Genomic DNA, 21,762 nt, shown 5'->3' on the forward strand with positions numbered 1-21,762 from the left:
TTTTTTGCTGGAGCGGATTAGGCTGCCTGGATGGGGGCGGTTACGTACTTGAACAGAAAATCGGTCACCTCTTCCCGGCTCGGGCGTTGTGGCTGATTGATCATCTGCATCATGACGTAGCCGAAGCCGGTCAGGGAGCGGGCCAGATCCTGCGCCGACAGCACGCTCTGGATCTCGCCGGCATCCATGGCGCGTTGCAGGTGAGGTGCAATGCGCTCCAGAGCCTTGTCCAGCAGCTTGGCGTAACGGGGCCAGACCTCTTCCCGCACCGATGAGCTCCACTCCAGCCAGATGCTGGCGTGGTCAGGCTGATCGTAGGCGGCGTCAACAAACAGCTTCACGTGGCGGCGAATGCTGTCGCTGACCGGGCCCTGGCCGGAGTAGGCCTGTTCCAGCATCTGATGCACGAAACGTTCGATCTCGGCCAACACTTCATCCACCAGCTCTTCACGGGTGTTGAAATAGTTGAACACGGTAGCAACCGAGACCTTGGCCTGTTCTGCGATTTCGGCGTGACCCGCACGGCCGATGCCGCGACGGGAGAACACCTCGATGGCACATTCCATCAATTGATTGCGTCGGGCCTCCGGCGAAAGCCGGGTTCGACGTCTAATTTCTGCGCGTGGTTCCATAGTTTTTTCATCTAATAGTTATTGATTATGGTGTTTATAGTATTGTCACCGATAATGCCCGAGGGCCTGCTAACTCTATCAATTAAAATAAGCCGATAAAAGCATCACGTATGCCTGACGCCCTTCGGCTTGAATGGTAGAATCATCGGTTTTGACGTTAATGAACGGCCAAATTTGCTTTGGCCATTATGGAGTAAGTGATGAAACACACTGTCGAGGTGATGATCTCCGAGGCTGAAGTCGCCGCCCGGATCGCCAAATTGGGTGAAGAGATCACCGCCCGTTACCAGGGCTCTGATGAAGTGGTCATGATCGGCCTGCTGCGCGGCTCCTGCGTCTTCCTGGCCGACCTGTGCCGCCAGACCCAGCTGCCCATCACCCTGGATTTTATGACCGCCTCCAGCTATGGCTCCGGCATGCACAGCACCCGTGACGTGCGCATCCTCAAAGACCTGGATGACGACATCAAAGGGAAGGACGTGGTGATCGTCGAAGACATCATCGACACCGGCTACACCCTCAACAAGGTGCGCGAGATCCTCTCTCTGCGCGAGCCGAAATCCCTGGCCATCTGCACCCTGCTGGACAAGCCGTCCCGCCGTGAAGTGCAGGTGCCGGTGGACTGGATCGGTTTCTCCATTCCGGATGAATTCGTGGTGGGCTGCGGCATCGATTATGCCCAGAAGTACCGCAATCTGCCGTTCATCGGCAAGGTAATACCGCAAGAGTAAGCAAGGTTCAGGAATATGACGGGCAAGGTGGCAGAGCGCCATTTTCTGTCTGCAGGCGGCCTTGGCCGCCTTTTCTGTCTCGAGATGGGATGAGCCATCACAGGGGTTGCAATGAACGCACTGGAAATCAGCGGCCTGAAGAAGACCTATCAGGGGGGCGTCGAAGCCCTTAAAGGCATTGATCTCTCTGTCAAACAGGGGGATTTCTTCGCCCTGCTCGGCCCCAACGGGGCGGGCAAGTCCACCACCATCGGCATCATCAGCTCGCTGGTGAACAAGAGTGCCGGCAAGGTGAAGGTGTTCGGCTACGACATCGACACTCACCTGGAAGAGGCCAAGGCCCAGCTCGGGCTGGTGCCACAGGAGTTCAACTTCAGCCAGTTCGAGAAGGTGATCCAGATCGTCACCCATCAGGCCGGCTTCTATGGCGTGCCGCGAGCCGAGGCCAAGATCCGTGCCGAGAAGTACCTGCGCCAGCTCGACCTGTGGGACAAGCGCGACATGCCGGCCCGCACCCTCTCCGGCGGCATGAAGCGCCGGCTGATGATTGCCCGCGCCCTGATGCATGAGCCCAAGCTGCTGATCCTCGACGAGCCGACCGCCGGGGTGGACATCGAGATCCGTCGCTCCATGTGGAATTTCCTCAAGGATCTCAACGAGCAGGGCGTCACCATCATACTCACCACCCACTATCTGGAAGAGGCGGAGATGCTGTGTCGCAACATCGGCATCATCGACAAAGGGCGCCTCATCGAGAACACCAGCATGAAGAAGCTGCTGGGCAAGCTGGGCCGCGAGACCTTCATGCTGGATCTGGCGCCGGGCTCCGCCGTGCCGAACCTGCCGGAGTTCAACGGCCGCATGCAGGACGAACGTACCCTGGAGGTGGATCTGGACAAGAGCCAGTCCCTCAACAGCCTGTTCGATCAGCTGTCGAGCCAGCAGGTGCAGGTACTGAGCATGCGCAACAAGGCCAACCGGCTGGAAGAGCTGTTCGTCAGCCTGGTCGAGGAGGGGAGAAAAGCATGAACCTGACCACTTACTACATCGCCTTCAAGAGCATTCTGGCCAAGGAGATCAGCCGCTTCACCCGGATCTGGATCCAGACCCTGGTGCCGCCTGCCATCACCATGAGCCTCTACTTCGTCATCTTCGGCAACCTCATCGGCGGCCGCATCGGTGACATGGGGGGCTTCAGCTATATGGAGTTCATCGTGCCCGGCCTCATCATGATGTCGGTTATCACCAACTCCTACTCCAACGTCGCCTCCTCCTTCTTCAGCGCCAAGTTCCAGCGCAACGTGGAGGAGCTGCTGGTGGCGCCTGTGCCCAACTACGTCATCATCGCCGGTTATGTCGGCGGCGGTGTGGCGCGCGGCCTCTGTGTCGGCCTCATCGTCACCCTGGTGTCGCTGTTCTTCGTGCCGCTGCAGATCCACCACCTGTTCAGCGTCTGCTTCACCGTGCTGCTGACCGCCATCCTCTTCTCGCTGGGCGGCCTCATCAACGCGGTGTTTGCCAAGACCTTCGACGACATCAGCATCATCCCCACCTTCGTGCTGACGCCGCTCACCTACCTGGGCGGGGTCTTCTACTCCATCAGCCTGCTGCCGCCCTTCTGGCAGGGGGTCTCCCAGGTGAACCCGATCATCTACATGGTGAACGCGTTCCGTTACGGCTTCCTCGGGATCTCCGACGTGCCGCTCGGCACCGCCTATCTCATCATCATCGGCTTCATCGTGGCCCTCTACGGTCTGGCCTGGTGGCTCATCTCCCGCGGCACCGGGCTGCGCCACTGATGCAATGTAACGGGCACCTTTCGGTGCCCGTTTTTTGTTGCCTCTGTTTTCTCTTCTACTCCGACCCCCTCTCGAACAGGGTTAATAACCTCCTGCTTATCAAGGTTTTATCCGGCACCTTGTGATCCACCGCACTTTTCAACTTACCCCCAAAGGTATAATTCCCGCGGTTGGAAGGTCTGCACAATAGGGGCCCTCCGTCTCTTCTTTTTCTCACCAGGGCAGGATCGCCTATGTCACTGATCACCGAGTTGCCAGCCATTTTTGACAGTTTTTCAGATGCCCGCCGGCAGGGCTTTCTGGCCGTGATGGCACTCAAGGAGCGACAGATCCCCCTGGTCGGCACCTACTGCACCTTCATGCCGCAAGAGGTGGCGATGGCCGCCGGTGCCGTGGTGGTATCGCTCTGCTCCACCAGCGACGAGACCATAGAGGAGGCCGAGAAAGACTTGCCCCGCAACCTCTGCCCGCTGATCAAGAGCAGCTACGGGTTTGGCAAGACCGACAAGTGCCCCTACTTCTATTTCTCCGATCTGGTGGTGGGGGAAACCACCTGCGACGGCAAGAAGAAGATGTACGAGTACATGGCCGAGTTCAAACCGGTGCACGTGATGCAGCTGCCCAACAGCGCCGATGACGAGGCCTCCCGCACCCTGTGGCGCAGCGAAATCGTCCGCTTCAAGGAGTTGCTGGAGCAGCAGTTTGGCAATCCCATCAGCGAGCAGGCGCTGCGCGACGCCATCGTGCTGAAGAACCGCGAGCGCCGTGCGCTGGCCGACTTCTATCGGCTGGGTCAGCTCAACCCGCCGGCGCTGAGCGGCACCGACATCCTCAAGGTGGTCTATGGCGCCACCTTCCGCTTCGACAAGGAGCAGCTCATCAGCGAGCTGCAGGAGATGACTCGCCGCATCAAGGCCGACTATGCCGAGGGCAAGCGGCTCGATGCCCGCCCGCGCATCCTCATCACCGGCTGCCCCATTGGCGGCGCGGCCGACAAGGTGGTGCGCCTCATCGAGGAGCACGGTGGCTGGGTGGTGGGTTACGAGAACTGCACTGGCGCCAAGGCGACCGAGCAGTGCGTCAGCGAGGAGGGCGATCCGTTCGATGCGCTGACCGACAAGTATCTGGCCATCGGCTGCTCCTGCATCTCCCCCAACCACCAGCGCATGAATCTGCTGAGCCAGATGGTGGAGGAGTATCAGGCGGACGGGGTGATCGACGTGATCCTGCAGGCCTGTCACACCTATGCGGTGGAGTCGCTGGCCATCAAGCGCCACGTGCGCGAACGCCACGGCATCCCCTACATGGCGGTGGAGACCGACTACTCCAGCGCCGACAAGGGACAGCTGGCCACCCGGCTGGCGGCCTTTATCGAGATGTTGTGAGGAGGCGCCGTGTCACTCACCATCGGGATTGACTCCGGCTCCAGTGCAACCAAGGGGATCCTGTTCGACCACAGGGAGGGCGGGCGTATCGTCCGCCGCTTTCTGGTGCCGACCCCCTTTCGCCCGCTGGCCGCCATCGAGCAAGGCTGGGAGACGCTCTCGGCCGATTTGCCAGAGCGCCCCCATCTGACCCTGACCGGTTATGGCCGCGATCTGGCGTCATTCGCCGATCGGCGGGTCACCGAGATCTCCTGCCATGGGCTGGGGGCGCGCCTGCTCTGTCCGTCGGTGCACACCGTCATCGACATCGGCGGTCAGGACAGCAAGGTGATCCAGCTCGATGGCGAGGGCAACCTCACCGACTTTCTGATGAACGACAAGTGCGCCGCCGGCACCGGCCGCTTTCTCGAGGTGATCACCCGTACCCTGGGGGCGCGGGTCGAACAACTCGACGAGCTGCTGCAAGGAGCCGAACCCCACGACATCAGCAGCATGTGCACCGTGTTTGCCGAGTCGGAGGCGATCAGCCTGCGCTCGGCGGGCATTCCCGCCGAGTCGATCCTGGCCGGCATCGTCCGATCCATGGCCAGGCGCAGTGCCAACTTCATCGGCCGCCTCGGCGCCAGACCCACAGTGCTCTTTACCGGCGGCGTCAGCCACTGCGCCACCTTCCGCCACTATCTGGCGCAAGGATTGGGCTGCGACGTGGCCACCCACCCGGACGCCCAGTTTGCCGGCGCGCTGGGGGCGGCCCTGTTCGGTGCCCGTGCCCGCACGGGAGGCAAATCATGAACACAGAGTTCCTCTACCTGTTCCACTCCACCCTCGGCACGGTCAGGCTGCGCAAGCGGCTGGAGCAGCAGCCCCACCCGTTTCGGGTCTGCGACGTACCGCGCCGGCTCAGCGCCGGCTGCGGCCTCGCCATCCGCCTGCACTGCCCGCCCGAGGAGTGGCAGCAGTGGTGCCAGCGCGGCGAAACCGCCGCCGTCTTTCGCTGTGACGAAGACGGTGAGTATTGCGAACTGGCCCGTTATCCCATCACCTGAAGAGCAGAGGGGCTCCCGTGCGGTAGCTCCTCTTGTTCATTGTCATTAGCGGACCGTTATACCTTGATGGCATGCTCCTTGAGCAACCGGGCGGTGAGTTCAAGTTTCTCATTGCGCTCAATTGCCCGCTCCGGCACGGTGACTATCCCATGCTCATCGACCCGCTCAAGCCCGAAGGTGTCATCGATGGCCTGGGCCATGGCGCTGCGGCCTGCGGCGATATCGGGATCGATAAGGCTTTCCTGCATCCTGATCCGGTTTGCACTGGTTGCCAGTTGCAACTCGTCAAGCTGTGACGTGAGTGTGTCGATCCGGCTTTCGACTCGCTGAGCCAGCTCGAAGAGGCGGTGGTCGTTGCCGGAAGCCATCGCCAGCCCCTCAAGCATCTCCCCTTTGCGCTGATCAAAGGCATTCACCGCGCGGGCCGCCAGCTCCAGTGCATAGGCTTTGGTCGCCATGGCGTTGACGCTGCCTTCCCAGCCCACATCAGACCCTATCCCCAGCGTCACGCCGAGGGAGGTATGGAGTTTAGCCCCCTGAGGTCCGATTGCCGCGGTAGCTCCGGCCGATGCCCCGACGCCAACATTGGCTGATGCTCGCACCTTGGCCGAGAGACTATAGGCATCGGCATACTGGCTCTTGAGCAGATTGAGCTGGGCAGTGCCTTCTGCCTTGAGGCCGGCAAAAGCCGAAGCATTGGCTGTGGCGCTCAGGATCGGGCCCGCCGGCGTCATAATTGCCGCCGTTCCCGCCTCCAGCTTGGCATTGATCCCAGCCTCGGCAGTACCTGCCAACTTGAGGTTGAGCAGATTGCCCACCGTCCAGCTGGCTTCGGCCGAGAGACCCAGCTTGCTTACCAGTTCGGCACTGGCGCCGATGCGTAGCAGGCTCACATCATGAGGGCCTGGCTTGTAGCGATCACCGTCGGTTTCACTCAGGATGCGGGTAGCTGGGTTGAATGCCAGTGAACCTTCCGCCTTGCCCACCACCAGCTCGGCCTTGGCACTCGCCTTGTTCTCCTGTGTCAGTGCTACCTTGCCGCTAAACTCGCCCACAGGAGTATCACGGCTACCTTCCCACTTGCCGATCTCGATTTTGGCGAAGGCTTCTACCAGCGCACTGGCGCTTACCAGACCAAGCCCGCTGAAGGCTTTCTGGCTCATTGGCTCGCCCGGTTTAAGCTCCTTGCCGGCAGTCTCTAGCGGGCTCTTGATCTCGGCCCGCCCACCGGTCTGGTAGTGCTTTTCTGACTTACCCTCTCTCTGCCAGAGTGCTTTATCCTGAGCCTCGCGTTCAAGCCAGGGCTCATCCAGGCCATCGACCAGTGCCGTCAGCAGCTCGGTTCGAAGCAGGCCTATCTCTCCCTGTTGACTTACTTTCTGCTCCATACTGAGGGCCAACACCTCCTTGAGGTGGGTCAGCTCCAGCAACTGGCTGTGAGTCAGCAGGATATCGCGACCATTTTCCTCGGCGGTGGCCTGCGGCTTGAGCGTCAGCTCGGCAGGGAAGCGATCCCGCAAGAGGCCGCAGAAGCACTTCCACTCATGGCTGTCGACGACTTCCTCCCGAGTGGGAGCCCGCTCCAGCCGCCGTGCCGTCATGGTCTCGCTCACTCCGTACATCAGGTCGAGTCCCCTTTGCAGCTCGTGGTGGAACAGATCGTGTGCTCCCTCCTTCTGCAGGCCGGCGAGTTCACTGCACCACTGGCGGATCTTCTGGTTGCTCTCAATGGGTTGATTGACCAATCCCTGTGCGTTACAGAGCCAGGACAGCTGGAACGAAGGGGCGCTTCCTGTTTGTCCCAACGCCTGACGACGGGCGGCAATGTCGGCCACCAGTTGTTTCAGCACGGGATCCTGCTGGCGGGAGCGGTTTTTGCCTGAATCGATCCAGAACTGTAGCGCCTGCTCGATCTTGGTCAGCCCGGCCAATGAAGGTGTCTTTCCATTCTGGTACTGGCGTACAGCTTGTTTGACCGCTTTGAGTTCATGGCTCTGCATGTGGCCGATCCCGCGACGGATACCACGTTCGAACTCACGGTTGCCGGCATCCAGCAGTCGCAATCGGACGTTGCCAAGGTGTGCCGTTGCCGGCTGGGCTGGTTCGTCCCCGTTGGGCTGAGTGCGAGCAGCATTCAAATCCTGTGGTGCAATTCTCATTTCGGGCATGGCAGTGATCCTGACTTGGAAAGGGGGGATATCTTCAGCCTACGCCTGCCCGACATTCTCCCCTGTCACTCTCGGCCCCCCTTTTTTAGGATTCGGACAGCCCCTTTAAAGATGCCTGCCAGCTCACAATTCCGGCATATCTTGCCCCTCAGCCGACACTAACCTAAAAAAAGCTGGCCTTAGGTGATAAGCAGCAACTGGCCGACCACATAGGGTGTCCTTCTCTCCCCTAATCTGAGATTCATTCATGTATCACGCTCTCATCTCCGCCCTCTTTACCGAACTGGGTTTGCCCTTGCCTGCCAGCGGCCAGTCCGTCACCACCCTCGCCATCAACGAAGAGTTGGTATTGACGCTGGCAGAGGATGAGGGACACTTGGTGATCTATCTGTTGTTGCCGGGCCACGCCATGCCCAATGCTCCCCTGCTCAATCATCTTGGTGACGAACCGGCCTTTCTACTGGACCAGACCAAACAGGGTGAAACCCTTATATGGACCCGCGAGTGGCTCGATCACCTGACTTTGGAGCGCCTGCTGATATTGCTGGAGCGTGCCGTTGAGCTTGCTGCCGAGCTGCTGGCCCACCAGTACGATCGGGGGCAGTCTCAGGAGGATGAACCAGCAGCCAGGCAAGCTGGCAGCATACGGGTGTAACCACTGCCTTACCGGTTCGAAGTCAGCAACAATCGGATTTGTCGTAGTTCCTGAGCCAGGTCATTGCGACCCCATCTGTGGTTGATAGAATATGCGCCTATCCATAAAGAGGTGGTCTGTGGCCGTTTGTCTGTGGGGGCTGGCCAGGTTGGCGCTGGGGGGATTTTTCGTCGCCTCCGCCGGGTTCAAGCTGGCTGCGCCGGACCTGTTCGCCGAGCAGATCGGCGCCTTCGGTCTGCTCTGGTCGCCGTTCATTCCCCTTGCCGTCTGGGGGCTTATCGGGCTGGAGCTCTGCGCAGGCGTGGCGGTCATCGCCAACCGGCGCTGGGGACTGTGGCTGGTGATCGGGCTGCTCGCCCTGTTCATTCCGGTGTTGGGCTATGGCATCGCCATCGGGCTCGACATCTCTTGCGGCTGTCTTGGCAGGGCTGATCTCGGCTCGCTGCCACAGGCCCTCTTGCGGGATCTGCTGCTGTTGACGCTTGCGGGCGCCTTGCTGCGTCACTCCCGCCCCGTTTTTACCGTTTCAAAGGAGCAGTGACATGATGAGATTGCAATCCCGCACCCTGATGGCCTCGCTGATTGCGGCCAGCTTTGCCCTCGGTGGCTGTGGCGACAACCAGTTCGAGCAGGAGACCAAGCTGGAGCAGGCGGCGGTACAGCTCTCCCAGGAGACCCAACAGGGTGGCTATCAGCTGCTGACCGTGGCCGAGCTGAAAACCCGGATGGATAAAGGCGAGGCGCTGGTGATCATCGACACCATGCCGTTCGAGGACTCCTACAAGAAGGAGCACATTCCGGGGGCCAGGAATTTTGCCTTCGTGAAGGAGGCCAAATCAGGTGATGACTGGAGCCAGATCGTCGAGGGGAGCGGCACGCCCGAGCAGCTGCTGGCCCTGCTGGGAGACGACAAGACCCGGCCCGTGGTGTTCTACTGCGGCTTCGTCAAGTGTGGCCGCAGCCACAACGGGGCAGCCTGGGCGGTCACTCAGGGGTATCAGCAGGTCTATCGGGTGCCGGGCGGCATCTTCGCCTGGAAAGGGGCGGGTTACCCGATCAGCGCCGAGTAGGCAGGAAGTGCTCAGATACAACAAAGCCCGCACATGCGGGCTTTGTTGTCAGTGGCGCAGTGACTCAGGGGCGGGCCAGCGCCACCACCCGGTTGTCGATGAGGCGGGCCTTGCCGAGATACGCCGCCATCAGGATCACCAGCTGCTCGCTCTCGTCGGTGGCCGCTTCCAGGGTGGCGGCATCGACGATGTCGATGGCGTCGGTCCGAAAACCGGCCTTGTCGAGGCGCAGGCTGGCCTGGGCCACCAGGGAGGGCAGGTGGTGGTCACCTGCTTCAATCTGCTCGGCGATCCAGTTCATGGTGCGCGCGAGCTCAGGGGCAATAGATCTCTCGGCGGCGGTCAGGTAGCCGTTGCGCGAGGAGAGTGCCAGCCCGTCTTCGGCCCGTACAGTGGGCACGCCGACGATCTCGATGGGCATCGCCATGTCGGCCACCATCTTGCGAATGAGCGCCAGCTGCTGGTAATCCTTCTGGCCGAAGCAGGCCACGTCAGGCTGCACCAGATTGAACAGCTTGGTGACGACGGTGCTGACGCCGCGGAAGTGACCCGGACGCAGCGCTCCTTCCAGCAGACCGGAGAGGCCCGGTACCTCGACGAAGGTCTGGCTGGCCAGCCCCTGCGGATACATGATCTCCGGGGTCGGCGTGAACACCATGTCCACCCCGGCCGCCTCCAGCACGGCGCAATCCTGCTCCTGGGTGCGCGGGTAGTTGGCGAGATCTTCGGCTTTGTCGAACTGCATCGGGTTGACGAAGATGCTGACCACCACCTTCTCGGCGTGGCTGTGCGCCTCCTTCACCAGGGTAAGGTGGCCCTGATGCAGGTTGCCCATGGTGGGCACGAATGCGATGGCGCGCCCTTCACGGCGCCATTGGCCGATCTGTTCACGCAGAGCGGCGGGATTGTTAACGACCAACATCAACTGTTCACCTTCGAAAAGATCAAAGAGAGGCGGGCAGGAGCCCGTGCGGATAAGCGCGAAGTGTCAACGCGCGGCATCATCATCGGCGGTTACCTTGGGATGAATCATCAAAAGAGGGGGCTCACTCTGCCCCGGAGGGCGAAACGGGGGCGCAGACCCCCGCTCTCGTCACGGCATCACATCAGTTGAAGCAGTGCTCCGGGCCCGGGAAGGTCCCTTCGCTCACCTGCTTCACATAGAGCCGAATGGCGGCACGCATGTCGCCGGTCTCGGCTAGGAAGTTCTTGGTGAACTTGGGCACATAGCCGGAGGTGATGCCGAAGGCGTCGTGCATCACCAGGATCTGGCCGTCGGTGGCCGGGCCGGCACCTATGCCGATCACCGGAATGCGCAGCGCCTTGCTGATGCGCTCTGCCAGCGAAGTGGGTACGCACTCGAGCACCAGTAGCTGGATGCCGGCAGCCTGTAGCTCGAGGGCCTGACGGTAGATCTCCTGGGCCTGGAACTCGTCGCGCCCCTGCACCTTGAAGCCGCCAAACACGTGCACGGACTGCGGGGTGAGGCCGAGGTGGCCGCACACCGGCACGCCGTTGCGGGTCAGATGGCGGATGGAGTCGCACAGCCAGTCACCCCCTTCCATCTTCACCATGCGGGCGCCAGCTGCCATCAGGCGGGCGGCATTCTGATAGGTCTGCTCGGGGGTGGCATAGCTCATGAACGGCATGTCGCTCACCACCAGGGCATTGGTCGTGCCGCGCACCACGCAACGGGTGTGATAGACCATCTCGTCCATGTTGACCGCCAGGGTGTCCTGGCCACCCTGCAGCACCATGCCCAGCGAATCGCCGATGAGCAGCACGTGGGCGCCCTCGTCGTCGAACAGCTTGGCAAAGGTGGCATCATAGGCGGTGATGGCGGTGATTCGTTGGCCTTCCTGCTTCATCTTCAGCAGGTTGGTGGTGGTGATCTTGCTCATAGAGGCTCCTGTTCGTCTGCACTTGCGGCAATGATGGCAAGACCATTGCGCGGGCAGCGGGCAACCAGTTGTGCGAGCGGCGTGCCGCAGGGCAGCACCAGAGCGGGCGCGATTTCGGCTAGGGGCAGCAGCACGAACTCCCGCTCCTGCATGCCGTAATGGGGAACGATGAGGCGCTCAGTGTTGATCACCTGATCGCCATAGAGCAGCAGATCGAGATCTAGGGTTCTCGGCCCCCACCGCTCATCCTTGCGCACACGTCCTTGTTCCAGCTCGATTTTTTGCAGTTGATCCAGCAGCGCCAGCGGCGCCAGCCGGGTGTTGAGCCGGGCCACGGCATTGACGTAGTCCGGTTGATCAGCAGGGCCCATGGGGCGGCTGCTGTAAAGCGACGAGGCCTGCACCAGCACGGAATCCGGCAGGGTCGCCAGCGCGACGATGGCGCGGCGAGCCTGGCCGACGGGGTCGGCCAGGTTGGAGCCGATGGCGACGAAGACCTCGGTCATCACGTCTGTTGTCACTCTGCCGCTTTCGGTTTGCGACGACGGGGGCGACGACGGTTGCGGCTGTTGCTGCTGCGTTTCTCGCCATCGTTGCTGCGGGCCGCACCGCTCTGACCGCGCTCACCGCTGGCCGGGCGGCGAGTCGCTTCCCGTTGCAGCTGCGGGCGCACGTCCGGGTTGGACTCCACGTAGCGTTCCCACCAGCTGGCCAGCTCGCCCAGGCCGCGTTCGACCCGGTTGCGCAGTAGCAGGAAGTCGAACGCCGCACGGAACTTGGGATGCTCCATGGCGCGCTCGGGGTGGCGGCCCTGACGGCGGGTCAGCCGCTGCTGCAGGGCCCAGATGTCGCGCACATCTGTGGTGAAACGGCGCGGGATGGCGATGATCCGCACCTGGTTGTCCAGCACCTCGTTGATCGCCAGCATGAAGGCGTCATACCAGGGCAGGCCGCTCTCGTTCTCCAGCACCCGGCCGCGGGCCTCGACGCAGCCCCACAACAGGGTGGCGTAGAGGAAGGCGGGGGTGACGCGCTTCTCTTCACGAACGCGAGTGTCGGTATCGATCAGCGCCTGCTCGATGAACTGCTCGTAGGGCGAGTTGCCGTGCGGAGTGAACAGCGCGGCTACCTGCGGGAACAGCTGCTGGAACAGACCGTACTCGCGCAGCAGCTTGTAAGTGGTCAGGGCATCGCCGGCCAGGAACAGCTTGAGGGTCTCCTCAAACAGGCGGGCCGCCGGAATATCCTGCAGCAGCGGTGCCAGCTCCTTGATGGGGGCGGCGGTGCGCGGGCTGATGGTCATGTCCAGCTTGGCGGCGAAGCGCACGGCGCGCAGCATCCGCACCGGATCTTCGCGGTAGCGGGTCTCGGGGTCGCCGATGAGTTCCAGCTTGCGCTCGGCCAGGTCTTCCAGCCCGCCCTCGAAATCGTGCAGGGTGAAATCCTTGGCGCTGTAGTAGAGGGCGTTGACGGTAAAGTCGCGGCGCTCGGCATCCTCTTCGATGGTGCCGTAGACGTTGTCGCGCAGCAGCATCCCTTCATCGGACTGGGCCGACACATGTTTGCTGGTATTGACCTGATGGTGGTGACCGCGGAAGGTGGCCACTTCGATCACGTCACGACCAAAGACGATGTGGGCCAGCCGGAAACGGCGGCCGATCAGGCGGCAGTTGCTGAACAGTGACTTGATCTGCTCCGGCGTCGCATCGGTGGCGATGTCGAAATCCTTGGGCGTCTTCCCGAGCAGCAGATCCCGTACCCCGCCGCCGACCAGGTAGGCTTCGTAGCCGCCCTTGTTCAGGCGATAGAGCACCTTGAGTGCATTCTCGCTGATCTCTTTGCGCGAAATCGGGTGCTGGTCACGGCTTAAGGTACGACGTTGCCCGGCGACACGGGCCGGAATGGGGGACTCCACCGACTGCTCGCCGTCTTCCTTGCCGAGCACCTTGCGGCAAAAGTTTGCGATCTGGGAAAAAATGGTACACCTCGTTATGACTTCAAATTGACGGGAGGCCAAAAAAATAGCGGCCTATCATAGCTCACGCCTAACCAAATGAAAAACCGTGCTGGCAATTGATCCCGTTTGAATCAGGATTGCCGCCAAAAATAGCGGTCTATTCAATAACTCACGTCTAACCAAATGAAAAACCGTGACGGCAATTGATCCCGTTTGACTCGGATTATTCCGGCTAAATCACCGCAAACCGCGTTGATTCACACCCAAATCCCCCCAACTGTCTATTCGTTTACGCCTGCTGTCAGCGCAATCTTCTCGCTGGCGGGCACCTTGGCCAGTTGCCAGTGGCTTATGCCCCAGTCGATGATCTCGTCCACCCGGCTCGCCATCAGCTCGGGGGGCGGACATTGACCTAGGAAGTGCAGTGCTCGCCACAGGGCCGGGCGCACCTCGTCCTGTGCCAGCGCGGGTGCGTGATTCTGCTTGGAGAGCTTGTTGCCGTCGGCCTGCACCGCCAGCGGCAGATGCACCCAGGCGGGCACGGGGGCGCCCAGGGTCTGGTAGAGGGCAATCTGGCGCACCGTCGGCTCCAGTAGGTCGGCGCCGCGCACTATCTCGGTGATGCCGCAGTCCATATCGTCCACCACCACCGCCAGGTTGTAGGCATAGAGGCCATCGCGCCGGCGCACGATGAAATCCTCCTCGGCCAGCGCCGCCGGTACCGCGATATGACCCTGCAGGCCATCCTCGAAGTCGTAGACCGGGTGATGCTGGCGCAGGCGGGCGGCGCAGCCCTCTGCGCTCAGGCCGAGGGTGCGGCAGTGGCCGTTGTAAAAGCCGCCGCTCGCCATGATTTCGCGCCGGGTACAGCGACACCAGTAGAGATCGCCGGCCCGATAGAGCTGCTCGATGACCTCGTCATAGCGGGTGTGACGCCGGCTCTGATACATCACCTCGCCATCCCACCCGAGGCCATGGGCCTCAAGGGTCTTGAGGATAAGGTCGGCGGCTCCAGCCATCTCCCGCGGCGGATCGATATCTTCGATGCGCACCAGCCAGTGCCCCTGTTGTGCCCTGGCCTGCAAAAAGCTGCCGAGCGCCGCAATCAGGGAGCCGAAGTGGAGCGGACCCGAAGGGGAGGGGGCAAAGCGGCCTATATAAGGGAGGGGCGGGGATGACGGGGTGGCATTCACGGACATGGTCATTCGGATAAAAAAGGCATTGAGGCAGCATTCTGGGACGACCCGGCCAAAAGCTCAATAAAAAAGGGAGCCCACGAGCTCCCTTTTTTGTGTCATGCCAGAGGTCGGTATCAACCGGCCATCTGTTTTTCCTTGATCTCGGCCAGTGTCTTGCAGTCAACGCAGAGGTCGGCGGTCGGACGGGCTTCCAGACGGCGGATGCCGATCTCGATGCCGCAGTGTTCGCAGTAACCGAAGTCGTCGTCTTCGAGCAGCAGCAAGGTCTTCTCGATCTTCTTGATCAGCTTGCGCTCGCGGTCGCGGGTACGCAGTTCCAGCGCGAACTCTTCTTCCTGCGCGGCGCGATCCACTGGATCCGGAAAGTTGGCAGCCTCATCCTTCATGTGGTCAACGGTGCGGTCAACTTCCTGCATCAGTTGGTTGCGCCAGGCTCCCAGGATCTTGCGAAAATGTGCCTTTTGTTGGTCATTCATGTACTCCTCACCCGGTTTTTCCTGGTAAGGCGCCACACCCGCAATGGCCAGGGGGCCCAGAGATTTCCTGTTTTCGCCTGTTGGCATGCCCTGTCTCCTAATTCAGCACGCTACCCGTGCCATCCATAAATTGAGGGCGACATCTATAGCAGAAGGGTAACTTGGAGGCAAACAAGCCGTACCAATAATGTTACCCACTCCAACATTTATTCGCTGCCCTCGGGTAGCAGGTGACAAGATTCAAACGGGATAAAATCTTGTGCCACCATGCTCTGCACCCCAACATGGGGTCGATAGCATAAAATTTCAACCCCTGCCGCAATTGCTTGCTCAATAAGCAGACTATAGTGCGGATCTATATGCGCTGCCGGGCGCATTCTCACGATTCCTGAGTGCAAAACCATAAATAACAGCACGGCTCTGTGCCCTGCCGCCTTCATGGCCATTAATTCACGCAAGTGCTTGGCGCCACGGGTGGTTACCGCATCGGGGAAGTAGCCCATGCCGGCTTGCTCCCGCTCGTCGAGCAGGGTCACCGATTTCACCTCGATATAACAGGCAGGCAGGTGGTCATCTTCCAGCAGCAGATCGATGCGACTGTTCTCTTCGCCGTATTTCACCTCGGTGCGCAGCCGGGCATAGCCGCGCAGCGGGGCGAGGGCATCCTGCTCGATCAGCTCCCGGGCCAGCTGGTTGGCGCGGGCCGTGTTGACGCAGATGAAGTGACCGGCCGGGCTCTCGGCGATCTCCCAGCTGTGGGGCAGCTTGCGCTTGGGGTTGCTTGATGTGGAGTACCAGACCCGGGTACCCGGCTCGGCGCAGCCGGTCATGGCGCCGGTATTGGCGCAGTGGATGGTGATCACCTCGCCGTTGTCGAGCCGCACGTCGGTCAGGAAGCGCTTGTAACGGGCGACCAGCTGCCCGGATTGCAGGGGGGGATCGAAGATCATGGAATGGCTCTCTTAATCGATGAGTCTGGGCATGGCAGCCGGTCAGGATGCCATCTTCTCTCTGGCCCGCAGCGGCCAGCAGGCGAGGGGCTGGTAGCGCACCCCGTCCGGGGTCGAGAGGGATTGATAGAGGCAGAAGCGGTCGGCCCGCAGCACAAAGTCGGGGGCGGGCAGCAGCGCCGGCGGCTCGCTCGCCTTGCGCGACAGGGTGACGTGGGGGCGATAGCCCTGCTCGCCGTTGCCAAGCCCCAGTTTTTCGCCGTGGCGGCGCAGCGCCCTGGCCAGCACGGTCAGCTCGTTGGGCCACTCTTTAGGGCCAATCCAGGCGGCCTTGGCGCGGCCGAACCAGCCGGTTTCATTGAGCGTTATGGTGAGCGGCGGACAGTGCTGGCGCTCGACGGCGGCCATCAGCTGCGTGGTGGTGATCTGATCCGCTTCGCCGAGGAAGGCCAGTGTCAGGTGGAGGTTGGCGGCGGGGACCGGCTGGCCCGGCCAGGGCAGTTGATCGCGCCAGGCGACGATATCGGCGGCCAGCGCCTCGGCGGGCAGGGCAAAGAAGAGTTTGGCCATTCGGGTGAGGGTGCCTCTTTGATGCGGACGGGTGGCCCATTCTATGGCAGCCGTCCGCTCCTGTCTCGCCGGCCGACATCCACTCACGGTGGCCGGGCAGGCTGTGGCAGAATAGGCGCCGTTTTACGGCTTGCAACAAGAAGGTGCTGATCCCTTTGTCTTCTCTCCCCATAGTGTCGGTGCTGCCCGCACTCTTTGCCGCCATCGACAACCACGCCAGCGTGATCCTGCAGGCCCCCCCCGGCGCGGGCAAATCGACCCTGCTGCCGCTGGAGCTGGTGCGCCAGAACCGGCTGCCCGGTCGCATCATCATGCTGGAACCCAGACGCCTGGCGGCGCGCAACATAGCGGGCTTTCTGGCGCGCCAGCTCGGGGAGAGGGTGGGTGAGCGCATTGGCCTGCGGGTACGCGGCGAGAGCCGCACCAGCAGCCAGACCCGGCTCGAGATCGTCACCGAGGGGGTGCTGACCCGGATGCTGCAGCAGGATCCTGAACTCACCGGCGTGTCCCTGGTCATCTTCGATGAGTTCCACGAGCGCAGCCTGCACGCCGATACCGCGCTGGCCTTCGCCATCGAGAGCCAGCAAGGGTTGCGCGATGATCTCAAGCTCTTGGTGATGTCCGCCACCCTGGATGGCATGGCGCTCGAGGCGCTGCTGCCGGAGGCCCCGGTGGTGCGCTCCGAGGGGCGCGGCTTTCCCATCGACTACCACTATCGCCCCGCCAATCGCCAGCAGTGGCTGGAGCCTCAGGTTGGCGCCGTGGTGCTGGAGGCGCTGGCCGCCCATGCCGGCAGCCTGCTGGTGTTTCTGCCGGGCCAGGGGGAGATCGAGCGGCTGGCACAGTGGCTGGAAGGGCGGCTGCCGGACGAGGTGACCCTCGCCCCCCTCTACGGCCGCCTCGACATGGCGGCCCAGCAGGCGGCCATCGAGCCGGCGCCTGCTGGGCGCCGTAAGCTGGTGCTCACCACCAATGTGGCGGAGACCTCCCTCACCATCGAGGGGATCTCGGTGGTGGTCGACAGCGGGCTGGAGCGGCGCGCCTCCTTCGACCTCAAGAGTGGCGTCACCCGGCTGGAGACCCGCCCCATCGCCAAAGCCTCCGCCACCCAGCGGGCGGGTCGTGCCGGTCGTCTCGGCCCCGGCGTCTGCTACCGGCTCTGGAGCAGCGAGGTGCAGGAGCGCCTCGCCGAGCAGAGCCCGCCCGACATCCTCACCCAGGAGCTGACCGGCCTGCTGCTGGACGCTGCCCAGTGGGGCGCCAAGGTCGAAGATCTGCCGCTGCTGGACATGCCGCCGGCCGCCGCCGTCGCCAGCGCCCAGCGACTGCTGGTGTGCCTCGGCGCCATGAAGCCGGAGGGTGAGCAACAACTTACCCCGGCCGGCCGCGCCATGGCAGCCTTCGGTACCCACCCCCGGCTTGCCCGCATGCTGCTGCGTGCCCGCGCGCTGGAGGCCGAGGGTCTGACAGGGATTGTCGCCGATGCGGCTTTCCTGGTGGCGCTGCTGGAAGAAGATCTGCGAGGATCGGAGCGCCTCTCTGTGCTGTTCCACCGCCGTCAGGGGGCCCTGCGCCAGAGTGCGGCCCGCTGGTTCGAGCGGCTCGGCACTCGCCCCGCCAGTGCCCAGGGGCAATGGCTGGGGCTGTTGTGTGCCCTCGCTTGGCCCGATCGCATCGGCAAGCTGCGCAGCGGCAGCCGCTATCAGCTCAGTGGCGGGGTGAGCTGCGATCTGGTAGAAGGTCACCCCTGTCAGGGGCAGGGGGCACTCATTGCCATCGAGATGGGCCAGAACGAGCGCGGCAGCCGCATCTTCATCGCCGAGCCGGTGGAGCTGGATGAGCTGGTGCGCCAGCTGCCCGAGCTGGTCGGCGAGCGCCAGTGGTTCGACTGGGACGAGCGCGAGGAGCGGGTGCGGGCCGAACGCCAGCAGGTGATCGGCGAGCTGGTGCTGAGCCAACGGCCGCTGACAGATCTCTCCGATGAACAGAAGGGGCGCTGCCTGCTGCAGGGGATCCGCCGCAAGGGGCTGCATGTGCTGCCTTGGGATGACACCAGCGAGGGGCTGCTGGCCCGCTTGCGCTGCGCCCGTGACTGGCTGCCCGACGAAGGGTGGCCAGCCATGGGCGAGGCGAGCCTGCTGGCCGACCTCGAGCAGTGGCTGCTGCCGGCGGTGAGCGGCATGACCCGGCTGGAGCAGTTGAAAAAACTCGATATGAGCGACATCCTGCGCCAGTCTCTGCCCTGGCCATTGCCCAAGCGGCTGGACGAGGCGTTGCCAGGCCACTTCACCGCGCCGACCGGCAGCAGGGTGCGGATCCGCTATCAGCCGGGTCAGGCACCGGTGATCCCGGTACGCATCCAGGAGATGTTCGGCCAGGCCACGACCCCGTGCGTGGCCGATGGCCGGGTGGCGCTGGTGGTGGAGCTGCTCTCTCCGGCTCAGCGGCCGCTGCAGATCACCGCCGATCTGGCCGCTTTCTGGGCCGGCTCCTATGAGCTGGTGAAAAAAGAGATGAAGGGACGCTACCCCCGCCACTACTGGCCGGACAACCCGCTGGAAGCGATGCCGACCAGAGTCACCAAGAATAAGATGGGGTTGTAGATTGCTGCCGGGCATGGCGAAGCCCAGCGCCAGCAGACGCCCCTCACCCTGACGCTCTCCCAGAGAGAGGGAACCGATCGAGCTGGGTGTTTGCGCCCTTTTCCTCTGCCTTTTTCAACGAGATGGGAGAAGGGTTGGGAATGCGGGTTCAGCCATTGGTCTGGCGAATGTCTGGCGAAATGAAACTCAGGATCCCGGTTCGATTGGTCAGGCCCGATCGGACGTTCGCGAATGCGACAACATAAGTAGAAAGAGAAGCAAAGAGGATTTATGGCAACGCAACGACGCAAGCGCACTCCCAAGAAGGCGGCGCCCAAACGCACCATCTGGCGCACGCTGTTCTGGCTGGGCTTCAAGCTCTCCCTGGTGGGAGCGGCCTTCATGGTGGTGTTTGGCATCTACCTGGATACCAAGGTGCGTGAACGCTTCGACGGCGAGAAGTGGCAGTTGCCAGTGATGGTCTACAGCCGGCCGCTGGAGCTCTATCCCAGCCAGCGCCTCTCCCAGACCCAGATGCTGCGCGAGCTCAACATGCTGAGCTACAAGCAGGTGCGCCAGCCCCACTCCCCGGGCGAGTATGCGGTGAGCGGCAATCGCATCGAGCTTGTTCGCCGGCCGTTTGCCTTCCATGACGGGGCCGATGGCGCCCGCGGCCTGCGCCTCACCTTCAACGGCGCGCGGCTGGAGGGGATCCAGTCGCTGGAGAACCAGCGTCAGCTCGGTTACGCCCAGATGGACCCTGTGCTGCTCGATCGCCTCAACACCGAGGATCGGGAGGATCGCCTGCTGGTGCGCCTCGCCGAGGTGCCGGACAGCCTGCTGGTGACCTTGCTCACCACCGAGGATCGGGACTTCTACCAGCACGGCGGCGTCTCGCCGGTGGCCATCATGCGCGCCATGGCGGCCAACCTGCTGGCGGGGCGCACCGTGCAGGGCGGCAGTACCCTGACCCAGCAGCTGGCCAAGAACTTCTTCCTGACCCGGGAACGCAGCCTGTGGCGCAAGGCCCAGGAAGCCTACATGGCGGTGCTCATCGACTATCGCTACAGCAAGGACGAGATCCTGGAGGCCTACCTCAACGAGGTCTATCTGGGGCAGAACTTCTCCCAGGGGGTCTATGGCTTCGGGCTCGCCTCCTACTTCTACTTCGGCATTCCGGTCAACGAGCTGGACATCGATCAGGTGGCCCTGCTGGTGGGTATGGTGAAGGGCCCCTCCTATTACGATCCCTGGCGCTTCCCGGAGCGGGCCAAGGCGCGCCGTGATCTGGTGCTCAAGCTGCTGATGGATCACGGCAGTTTGCAGCCGGCCGAGTATGAACTGGCCAGCAAGCAGCCGCTCGGCATCATTACCCGCGGCCAGATGAGTTATGGCCGCACCCCGGCCTTCATGGGGCTGCTCAAGCGGGAGATCCAGAGCCGCTTCGGCCCGGATCTGCTCAAACAGTCCGGCCTCAAGATCTTCACCAGTCTGGATCCCATCGCCCAGCACGCCGCCGAGCAGGCGGTGGAGTCGGGTCTGGCCACCATCGAGAAGCAACGTGGCAAGAAGAAGCTGGAGGCGGCCATGGTGGTCTCCGACTGGCACAAGGGCGAGGTAGTGGCCATGGTGGGGGGGCGGGATCCACGCTACGCCGGCTTCAACCGGGCGCTGGATGCCCGCCGCCAGATAGGTTCCCTGGTCAAGCCGGCGGTCTACCTGACCGGCCTCTCCAACGGCCTGACCCTGGGCACGCCGCTCAAGGATCAGCCGATCCGCATTCGCGGCAAGGATGGCCAGATCTGGACCCCGCAAAACTACGACCGCAAGTTCCGCCAGAGCGTGCCGCTGATGGATGCACTGGCCAGCTCCCTCAACGTGCCGACCGTCAACTTGGGGCTGCAGGTGGGGCTGGACAAGGTGGTGGACACCCTGCACAAGCTGGGGGTGGAGCAGGAGATCCAGCCCTATCCGTCCCTGGTGCTGGGGGCGGTGGCCCTCTCGCCGATGGAGGTGAACCAGATGTACCTGCCCATCGCCAACCAGGGGCTGACCCAGCCGCTGTCGGCGATCCGGGCCGTGGTCAACAGCGACGGCAGCAAGCTCTATCAGCATGATGAAGCGGCCAAGCGGGTGACCGACGAGCAGGCCAGCTGGCTGACCCTGTTCGCCATGACCAAGACGGTGAGCCAGGGCACGGCGCGGGCGCTCGGTGCCAAGTTCCCCGGTGCCACCATGGCGGCCAAGACGGGCACCACCAACGAGCTGCGCGACTCCTGGTTTACCGGGCTCGACAATAACGAGCTGGTCAGCATCTGGGTCGGTCGCGACGACAACACCCCGGCCGGCCTGACCGGTGCCAGCGGTGCCCTGCAGCTGTTCAGTGGCTACATGAGCCAGCGCGGGGTCAACAGCCTGGCCATGAACATGCCGCAGGGGGTGAGTTGGGCCAGTTTCTCTCGCACCAGCGGCGCCCGGGTTGCCAGCGACTGCCCCGGCAGTCTGCAGGTGCCGGCCAAGCTGGCCGGGCTGGCCGAACCCACGAGCTGTGCCACTCCGGTGTCCAGCCCGGTCAATGCGCTGGACAACTGGTTCAACGGTTTCTTCAACTGACGGAGGCGGGCAGCCCTGGCTGCCCGTC

Annotated in this window: 21 protein-coding genes; 11 read left to right on the plus strand and 10 right to left on the minus strand. The window is 62.8% G+C overall.

What is annotated here, in order from left to right; translation table 11 throughout:
• Positions 1-17 precede the first annotated feature (17 nt).
• A complete protein-coding gene (locus ACB033_RS21130; RefSeq protein ID WP_005304640.1) occupies positions 18-632 on the minus strand; it encodes a TetR/AcrR family transcriptional regulator in 615 nt (204 codons plus the stop codon).
• 200 nt (positions 633-832) lie between these two features.
• Here ACB033_RS21130 and hpt point away from each other — a divergent pair, with 200 nt between their 5' ends.
• The 6 genes from hpt to ACB033_RS21160 all read left to right on the plus strand — a co-directional run bounded on the left by hpt (position 833) and on the right by ACB033_RS21160 (position 5,593).
• Positions 833-1,363: a hypoxanthine phosphoribosyltransferase gene (hpt, locus tag ACB033_RS21135; RefSeq protein ID WP_005304637.1), complete on the plus strand. Its 531-nt coding sequence runs from the start codon at positions 833-835 to the stop codon at positions 1,361-1,363.
• A gap of 111 nt (positions 1,364-1,474) precedes the next feature.
• The gene (locus ACB033_RS21140) at positions 1,475-2,392 is read left to right on the plus strand and encodes an ABC transporter ATP-binding protein (protein ID WP_139726210.1); all 918 of its coding nucleotides are present in this window, start codon (positions 1,475-1,477) and stop codon (positions 2,390-2,392) included.
• A complete protein-coding gene (locus ACB033_RS21145) occupies positions 2,389-3,162 on the plus strand; it encodes an ABC transporter permease (RefSeq protein WP_005304632.1) in 774 nt (257 codons plus the stop codon). Before ACB033_RS21140 ends, ACB033_RS21145 begins: the two co-directional genes overlap by 4 nt.
• Before the next feature lie 233 nt (positions 3,163-3,395).
• Positions 3,396-4,547, plus strand: coding sequence for a double-cubane-cluster-containing anaerobic reductase (locus tag ACB033_RS21150; RefSeq protein WP_139726211.1), 1,152 nt, complete (start codon positions 3,396-3,398; stop codon positions 4,545-4,547).
• 9 nt (positions 4,548-4,556) lie between these two features.
• Complete coding sequence (locus tag ACB033_RS21155; protein WP_095593401.1) at positions 4,557-5,339, plus strand: acyl-CoA dehydratase activase; 783 nt, start codon at positions 4,557-4,559, stop codon at positions 5,337-5,339.
• Positions 5,336-5,593, plus strand: coding sequence for a DUF3343 domain-containing protein (locus ACB033_RS21160; protein ID WP_139726212.1), 258 nt, complete (start codon positions 5,336-5,338; stop codon positions 5,591-5,593). The genes ACB033_RS21155 and ACB033_RS21160 overlap by 4 nt, the downstream gene beginning before the upstream one ends.
• A 56-nt stretch (positions 5,594-5,649) precedes the next feature.
• On the opposite strand, the gene ACB033_RS21165 is transcribed toward ACB033_RS21160, so the two are convergent.
• Positions 5,650-7,761, minus strand: a complete 2,112-nt coding sequence (locus ACB033_RS21165; RefSeq protein ID WP_139726213.1) for a hypothetical protein — start codon at positions 7,759-7,761, stop codon at positions 5,650-5,652.
• Positions 7,762-8,008: 247 nt separating this feature from the next.
• Here ACB033_RS21165 and ACB033_RS21170 point away from each other — a divergent pair, with 247 nt between their 5' ends.
• The 3 genes from ACB033_RS21170 to ACB033_RS21180 all read left to right on the plus strand — a co-directional run bounded on the left by ACB033_RS21170 (position 8,009) and on the right by ACB033_RS21180 (position 9,486).
• Positions 8,009-8,416, plus strand: a complete 408-nt coding sequence (locus ACB033_RS21170; protein ID WP_054543439.1) for a hypothetical protein — start codon at positions 8,009-8,011, stop codon at positions 8,414-8,416.
• Positions 8,417-8,507: 91 nt separating this feature from the next.
• The gene (locus ACB033_RS21175; RefSeq protein ID WP_139726214.1) at positions 8,508-8,957 is read left to right on the plus strand and encodes a MauE/DoxX family redox-associated membrane protein; all 450 of its coding nucleotides are present in this window, start codon (positions 8,508-8,510) and stop codon (positions 8,955-8,957) included.
• A 1-nt stretch (position 8,958) separates the two neighbouring features.
• A complete protein-coding gene (locus ACB033_RS21180; protein ID WP_042007043.1) occupies positions 8,959-9,486 on the plus strand; it encodes a rhodanese-like domain-containing protein in 528 nt (175 codons plus the stop codon).
• Positions 9,487-9,550: 64 nt separating this feature from the next.
• Here ACB033_RS21180 and panC read toward each other — a convergent pair whose 3' ends face one another.
• The 8 genes from panC to thpR form a co-directional block, all read right to left on the minus strand.
• Positions 9,551-10,408 (minus strand): pantoate--beta-alanine ligase, encoded by an 858-nt coding sequence (gene panC / locus ACB033_RS21185; RefSeq protein WP_139726215.1) that lies wholly within the window; start codon positions 10,406-10,408, stop codon positions 9,551-9,553.
• 184 nt (positions 10,409-10,592) lie between these two features.
• Entirely contained in the window at positions 10,593-11,387 is a 795-nt protein-coding gene (panB, locus tag ACB033_RS21190; RefSeq protein WP_005304470.1) for a 3-methyl-2-oxobutanoate hydroxymethyltransferase, read from the minus strand.
• On the minus strand, positions 11,384-11,893 hold the full coding sequence (gene folK, locus ACB033_RS21195) for a 2-amino-4-hydroxy-6-hydroxymethyldihydropteridine diphosphokinase (RefSeq protein WP_371140732.1): 510 nt from the start codon (positions 11,891-11,893) through the stop codon (positions 11,384-11,386). The genes panB and folK overlap by 4 nt, the downstream gene beginning before the upstream one ends.
• An 11-nt stretch (positions 11,894-11,904) precedes the next feature.
• Complete coding sequence (gene pcnB / locus ACB033_RS21200) at positions 11,905-13,404, minus strand: polynucleotide adenylyltransferase PcnB (protein WP_371140728.1); 1,500 nt, start codon at positions 13,402-13,404, stop codon at positions 11,905-11,907.
• Positions 13,405-13,625: 221 nt separating this feature from the next.
• Positions 13,626-14,543, minus strand: a complete 918-nt coding sequence (gluQRS, locus tag ACB033_RS21205; RefSeq protein WP_371140729.1) for a tRNA glutamyl-Q(34) synthetase GluQRS — start codon at positions 14,541-14,543, stop codon at positions 13,626-13,628.
• A 113-nt stretch (positions 14,544-14,656) separates the two neighbouring features.
• The gene (gene dksA / locus ACB033_RS21210) at positions 14,657-15,106 is read right to left on the minus strand and encodes an RNA polymerase-binding protein DksA (protein WP_005304459.1); all 450 of its coding nucleotides are present in this window, start codon (positions 15,104-15,106) and stop codon (positions 14,657-14,659) included.
• 119 nt (positions 15,107-15,225) lie between these two features.
• Positions 15,226-15,969, minus strand: coding sequence for a DNA/RNA nuclease SfsA (gene sfsA, locus ACB033_RS21215; RefSeq protein ID WP_017780529.1), 744 nt, complete (start codon positions 15,967-15,969; stop codon positions 15,226-15,228).
• A 42-nt stretch (positions 15,970-16,011) separates the two neighbouring features.
• A complete protein-coding gene (thpR, locus tag ACB033_RS21220; protein ID WP_139433153.1) occupies positions 16,012-16,539 on the minus strand; it encodes an RNA 2',3'-cyclic phosphodiesterase in 528 nt (175 codons plus the stop codon).
• Positions 16,540-16,694: 155 nt separating this feature from the next.
• On the opposite strand from thpR, the gene hrpB reads away from it, so the two are divergent.
• Positions 16,695-19,142: an ATP-dependent helicase HrpB gene (hrpB, locus tag ACB033_RS21225; RefSeq protein WP_371140730.1), complete on the plus strand. Its 2,448-nt coding sequence runs from the start codon at positions 16,695-16,697 to the stop codon at positions 19,140-19,142.
• A gap of 270 nt (positions 19,143-19,412) precedes the next feature.
• Positions 19,413-21,734 (plus strand): penicillin-binding protein 1B, encoded by a 2,322-nt coding sequence (gene mrcB, locus ACB033_RS21230; protein ID WP_139726512.1) that lies wholly within the window; start codon positions 19,413-19,415, stop codon positions 21,732-21,734.
• Positions 21,735-21,762 lie beyond the last annotated feature (28 nt).

The sequence above is a fragment of the Aeromonas sp. S15(2024) genome, from assembly GCF_041402265.1.
Lineage (GTDB): Bacteria > Pseudomonadota > Gammaproteobacteria > Enterobacterales > Aeromonadaceae > Aeromonas > Aeromonas dhakensis.

Excerpts from the sequence above, each read along its gene's own strand:
- ACB033_RS21170 (WP_054543439.1), top strand. The coding sequence starts at position 8,009 with ATGTATCACGCTCTCATCTCCGCCCTCTTTACCGAACTGGGTTTGCCC.
- ACB033_RS21145 (WP_005304632.1), top strand. The coding sequence starts at position 2,389 with ATGAACCTGACCACTTACTACATCGCCTTCAAGAGCATTCTGGCCAAG.
- ACB033_RS21150 (WP_139726211.1), top strand. The coding sequence starts at position 3,396 with ATGTCACTGATCACCGAGTTGCCAGCCATTTTTGACAGTTTTTCAGAT.
- panC (WP_139726215.1), bottom strand. The coding sequence starts at position 10,408 with ATGTTGGTCGTTAACAATCCCGCCGCTCTGCGTGAACAGATCGGCCAA.
- folK (WP_371140732.1), bottom strand. The coding sequence starts at position 11,893 with ATGACCGAGGTCTTCGTCGCCATCGGCTCCAACCTGGCCGACCCCGTC.
- dksA (WP_005304459.1), bottom strand. The coding sequence starts at position 15,106 with ATGCCAACAGGCGAAAACAGGAAATCTCTGGGCCCCCTGGCCATTGCG.
- gluQRS (WP_371140729.1), bottom strand. The coding sequence starts at position 14,543 with ATGTCCGTGAATGCCACCCCGTCATCCCCGCCCCTCCCTTATATAGGC.
- sfsA (WP_017780529.1), bottom strand. The coding sequence starts at position 15,969 with ATGATCTTCGATCCCCCCCTGCAATCCGGGCAGCTGGTCGCCCGTTAC.
- ACB033_RS21160 (WP_139726212.1), top strand. The coding sequence starts at position 5,336 with ATGAACACAGAGTTCCTCTACCTGTTCCACTCCACCCTCGGCACGGTC.
- ACB033_RS21165 (WP_139726213.1), bottom strand. The coding sequence starts at position 7,761 with ATGCCCGAAATGAGAATTGCACCACAGGATTTGAATGCTGCTCGCACT.
- hpt (WP_005304637.1), top strand. The coding sequence starts at position 833 with ATGAAACACACTGTCGAGGTGATGATCTCCGAGGCTGAAGTCGCCGCC.
- thpR (WP_139433153.1), bottom strand. The coding sequence starts at position 16,539 with ATGGCCAAACTCTTCTTTGCCCTGCCCGCCGAGGCGCTGGCCGCCGAT.
- ACB033_RS21180 (WP_042007043.1), top strand. The coding sequence starts at position 8,959 with ATGATGAGATTGCAATCCCGCACCCTGATGGCCTCGCTGATTGCGGCC.
- ACB033_RS21175 (WP_139726214.1), top strand. The coding sequence starts at position 8,508 with ATGCGCCTATCCATAAAGAGGTGGTCTGTGGCCGTTTGTCTGTGGGGG.
- mrcB (WP_139726512.1), top strand. The coding sequence starts at position 19,413 with ATGGCAACGCAACGACGCAAGCGCACTCCCAAGAAGGCGGCGCCCAAA.
- ACB033_RS21140 (WP_139726210.1), top strand. The coding sequence starts at position 1,475 with ATGAACGCACTGGAAATCAGCGGCCTGAAGAAGACCTATCAGGGGGGC.
- ACB033_RS21130 (WP_005304640.1), bottom strand. The coding sequence starts at position 632 with ATGGAACCACGCGCAGAAATTAGACGTCGAACCCGGCTTTCGCCGGAG.
- panB (WP_005304470.1), bottom strand. The coding sequence starts at position 11,387 with ATGAGCAAGATCACCACCACCAACCTGCTGAAGATGAAGCAGGAAGGC.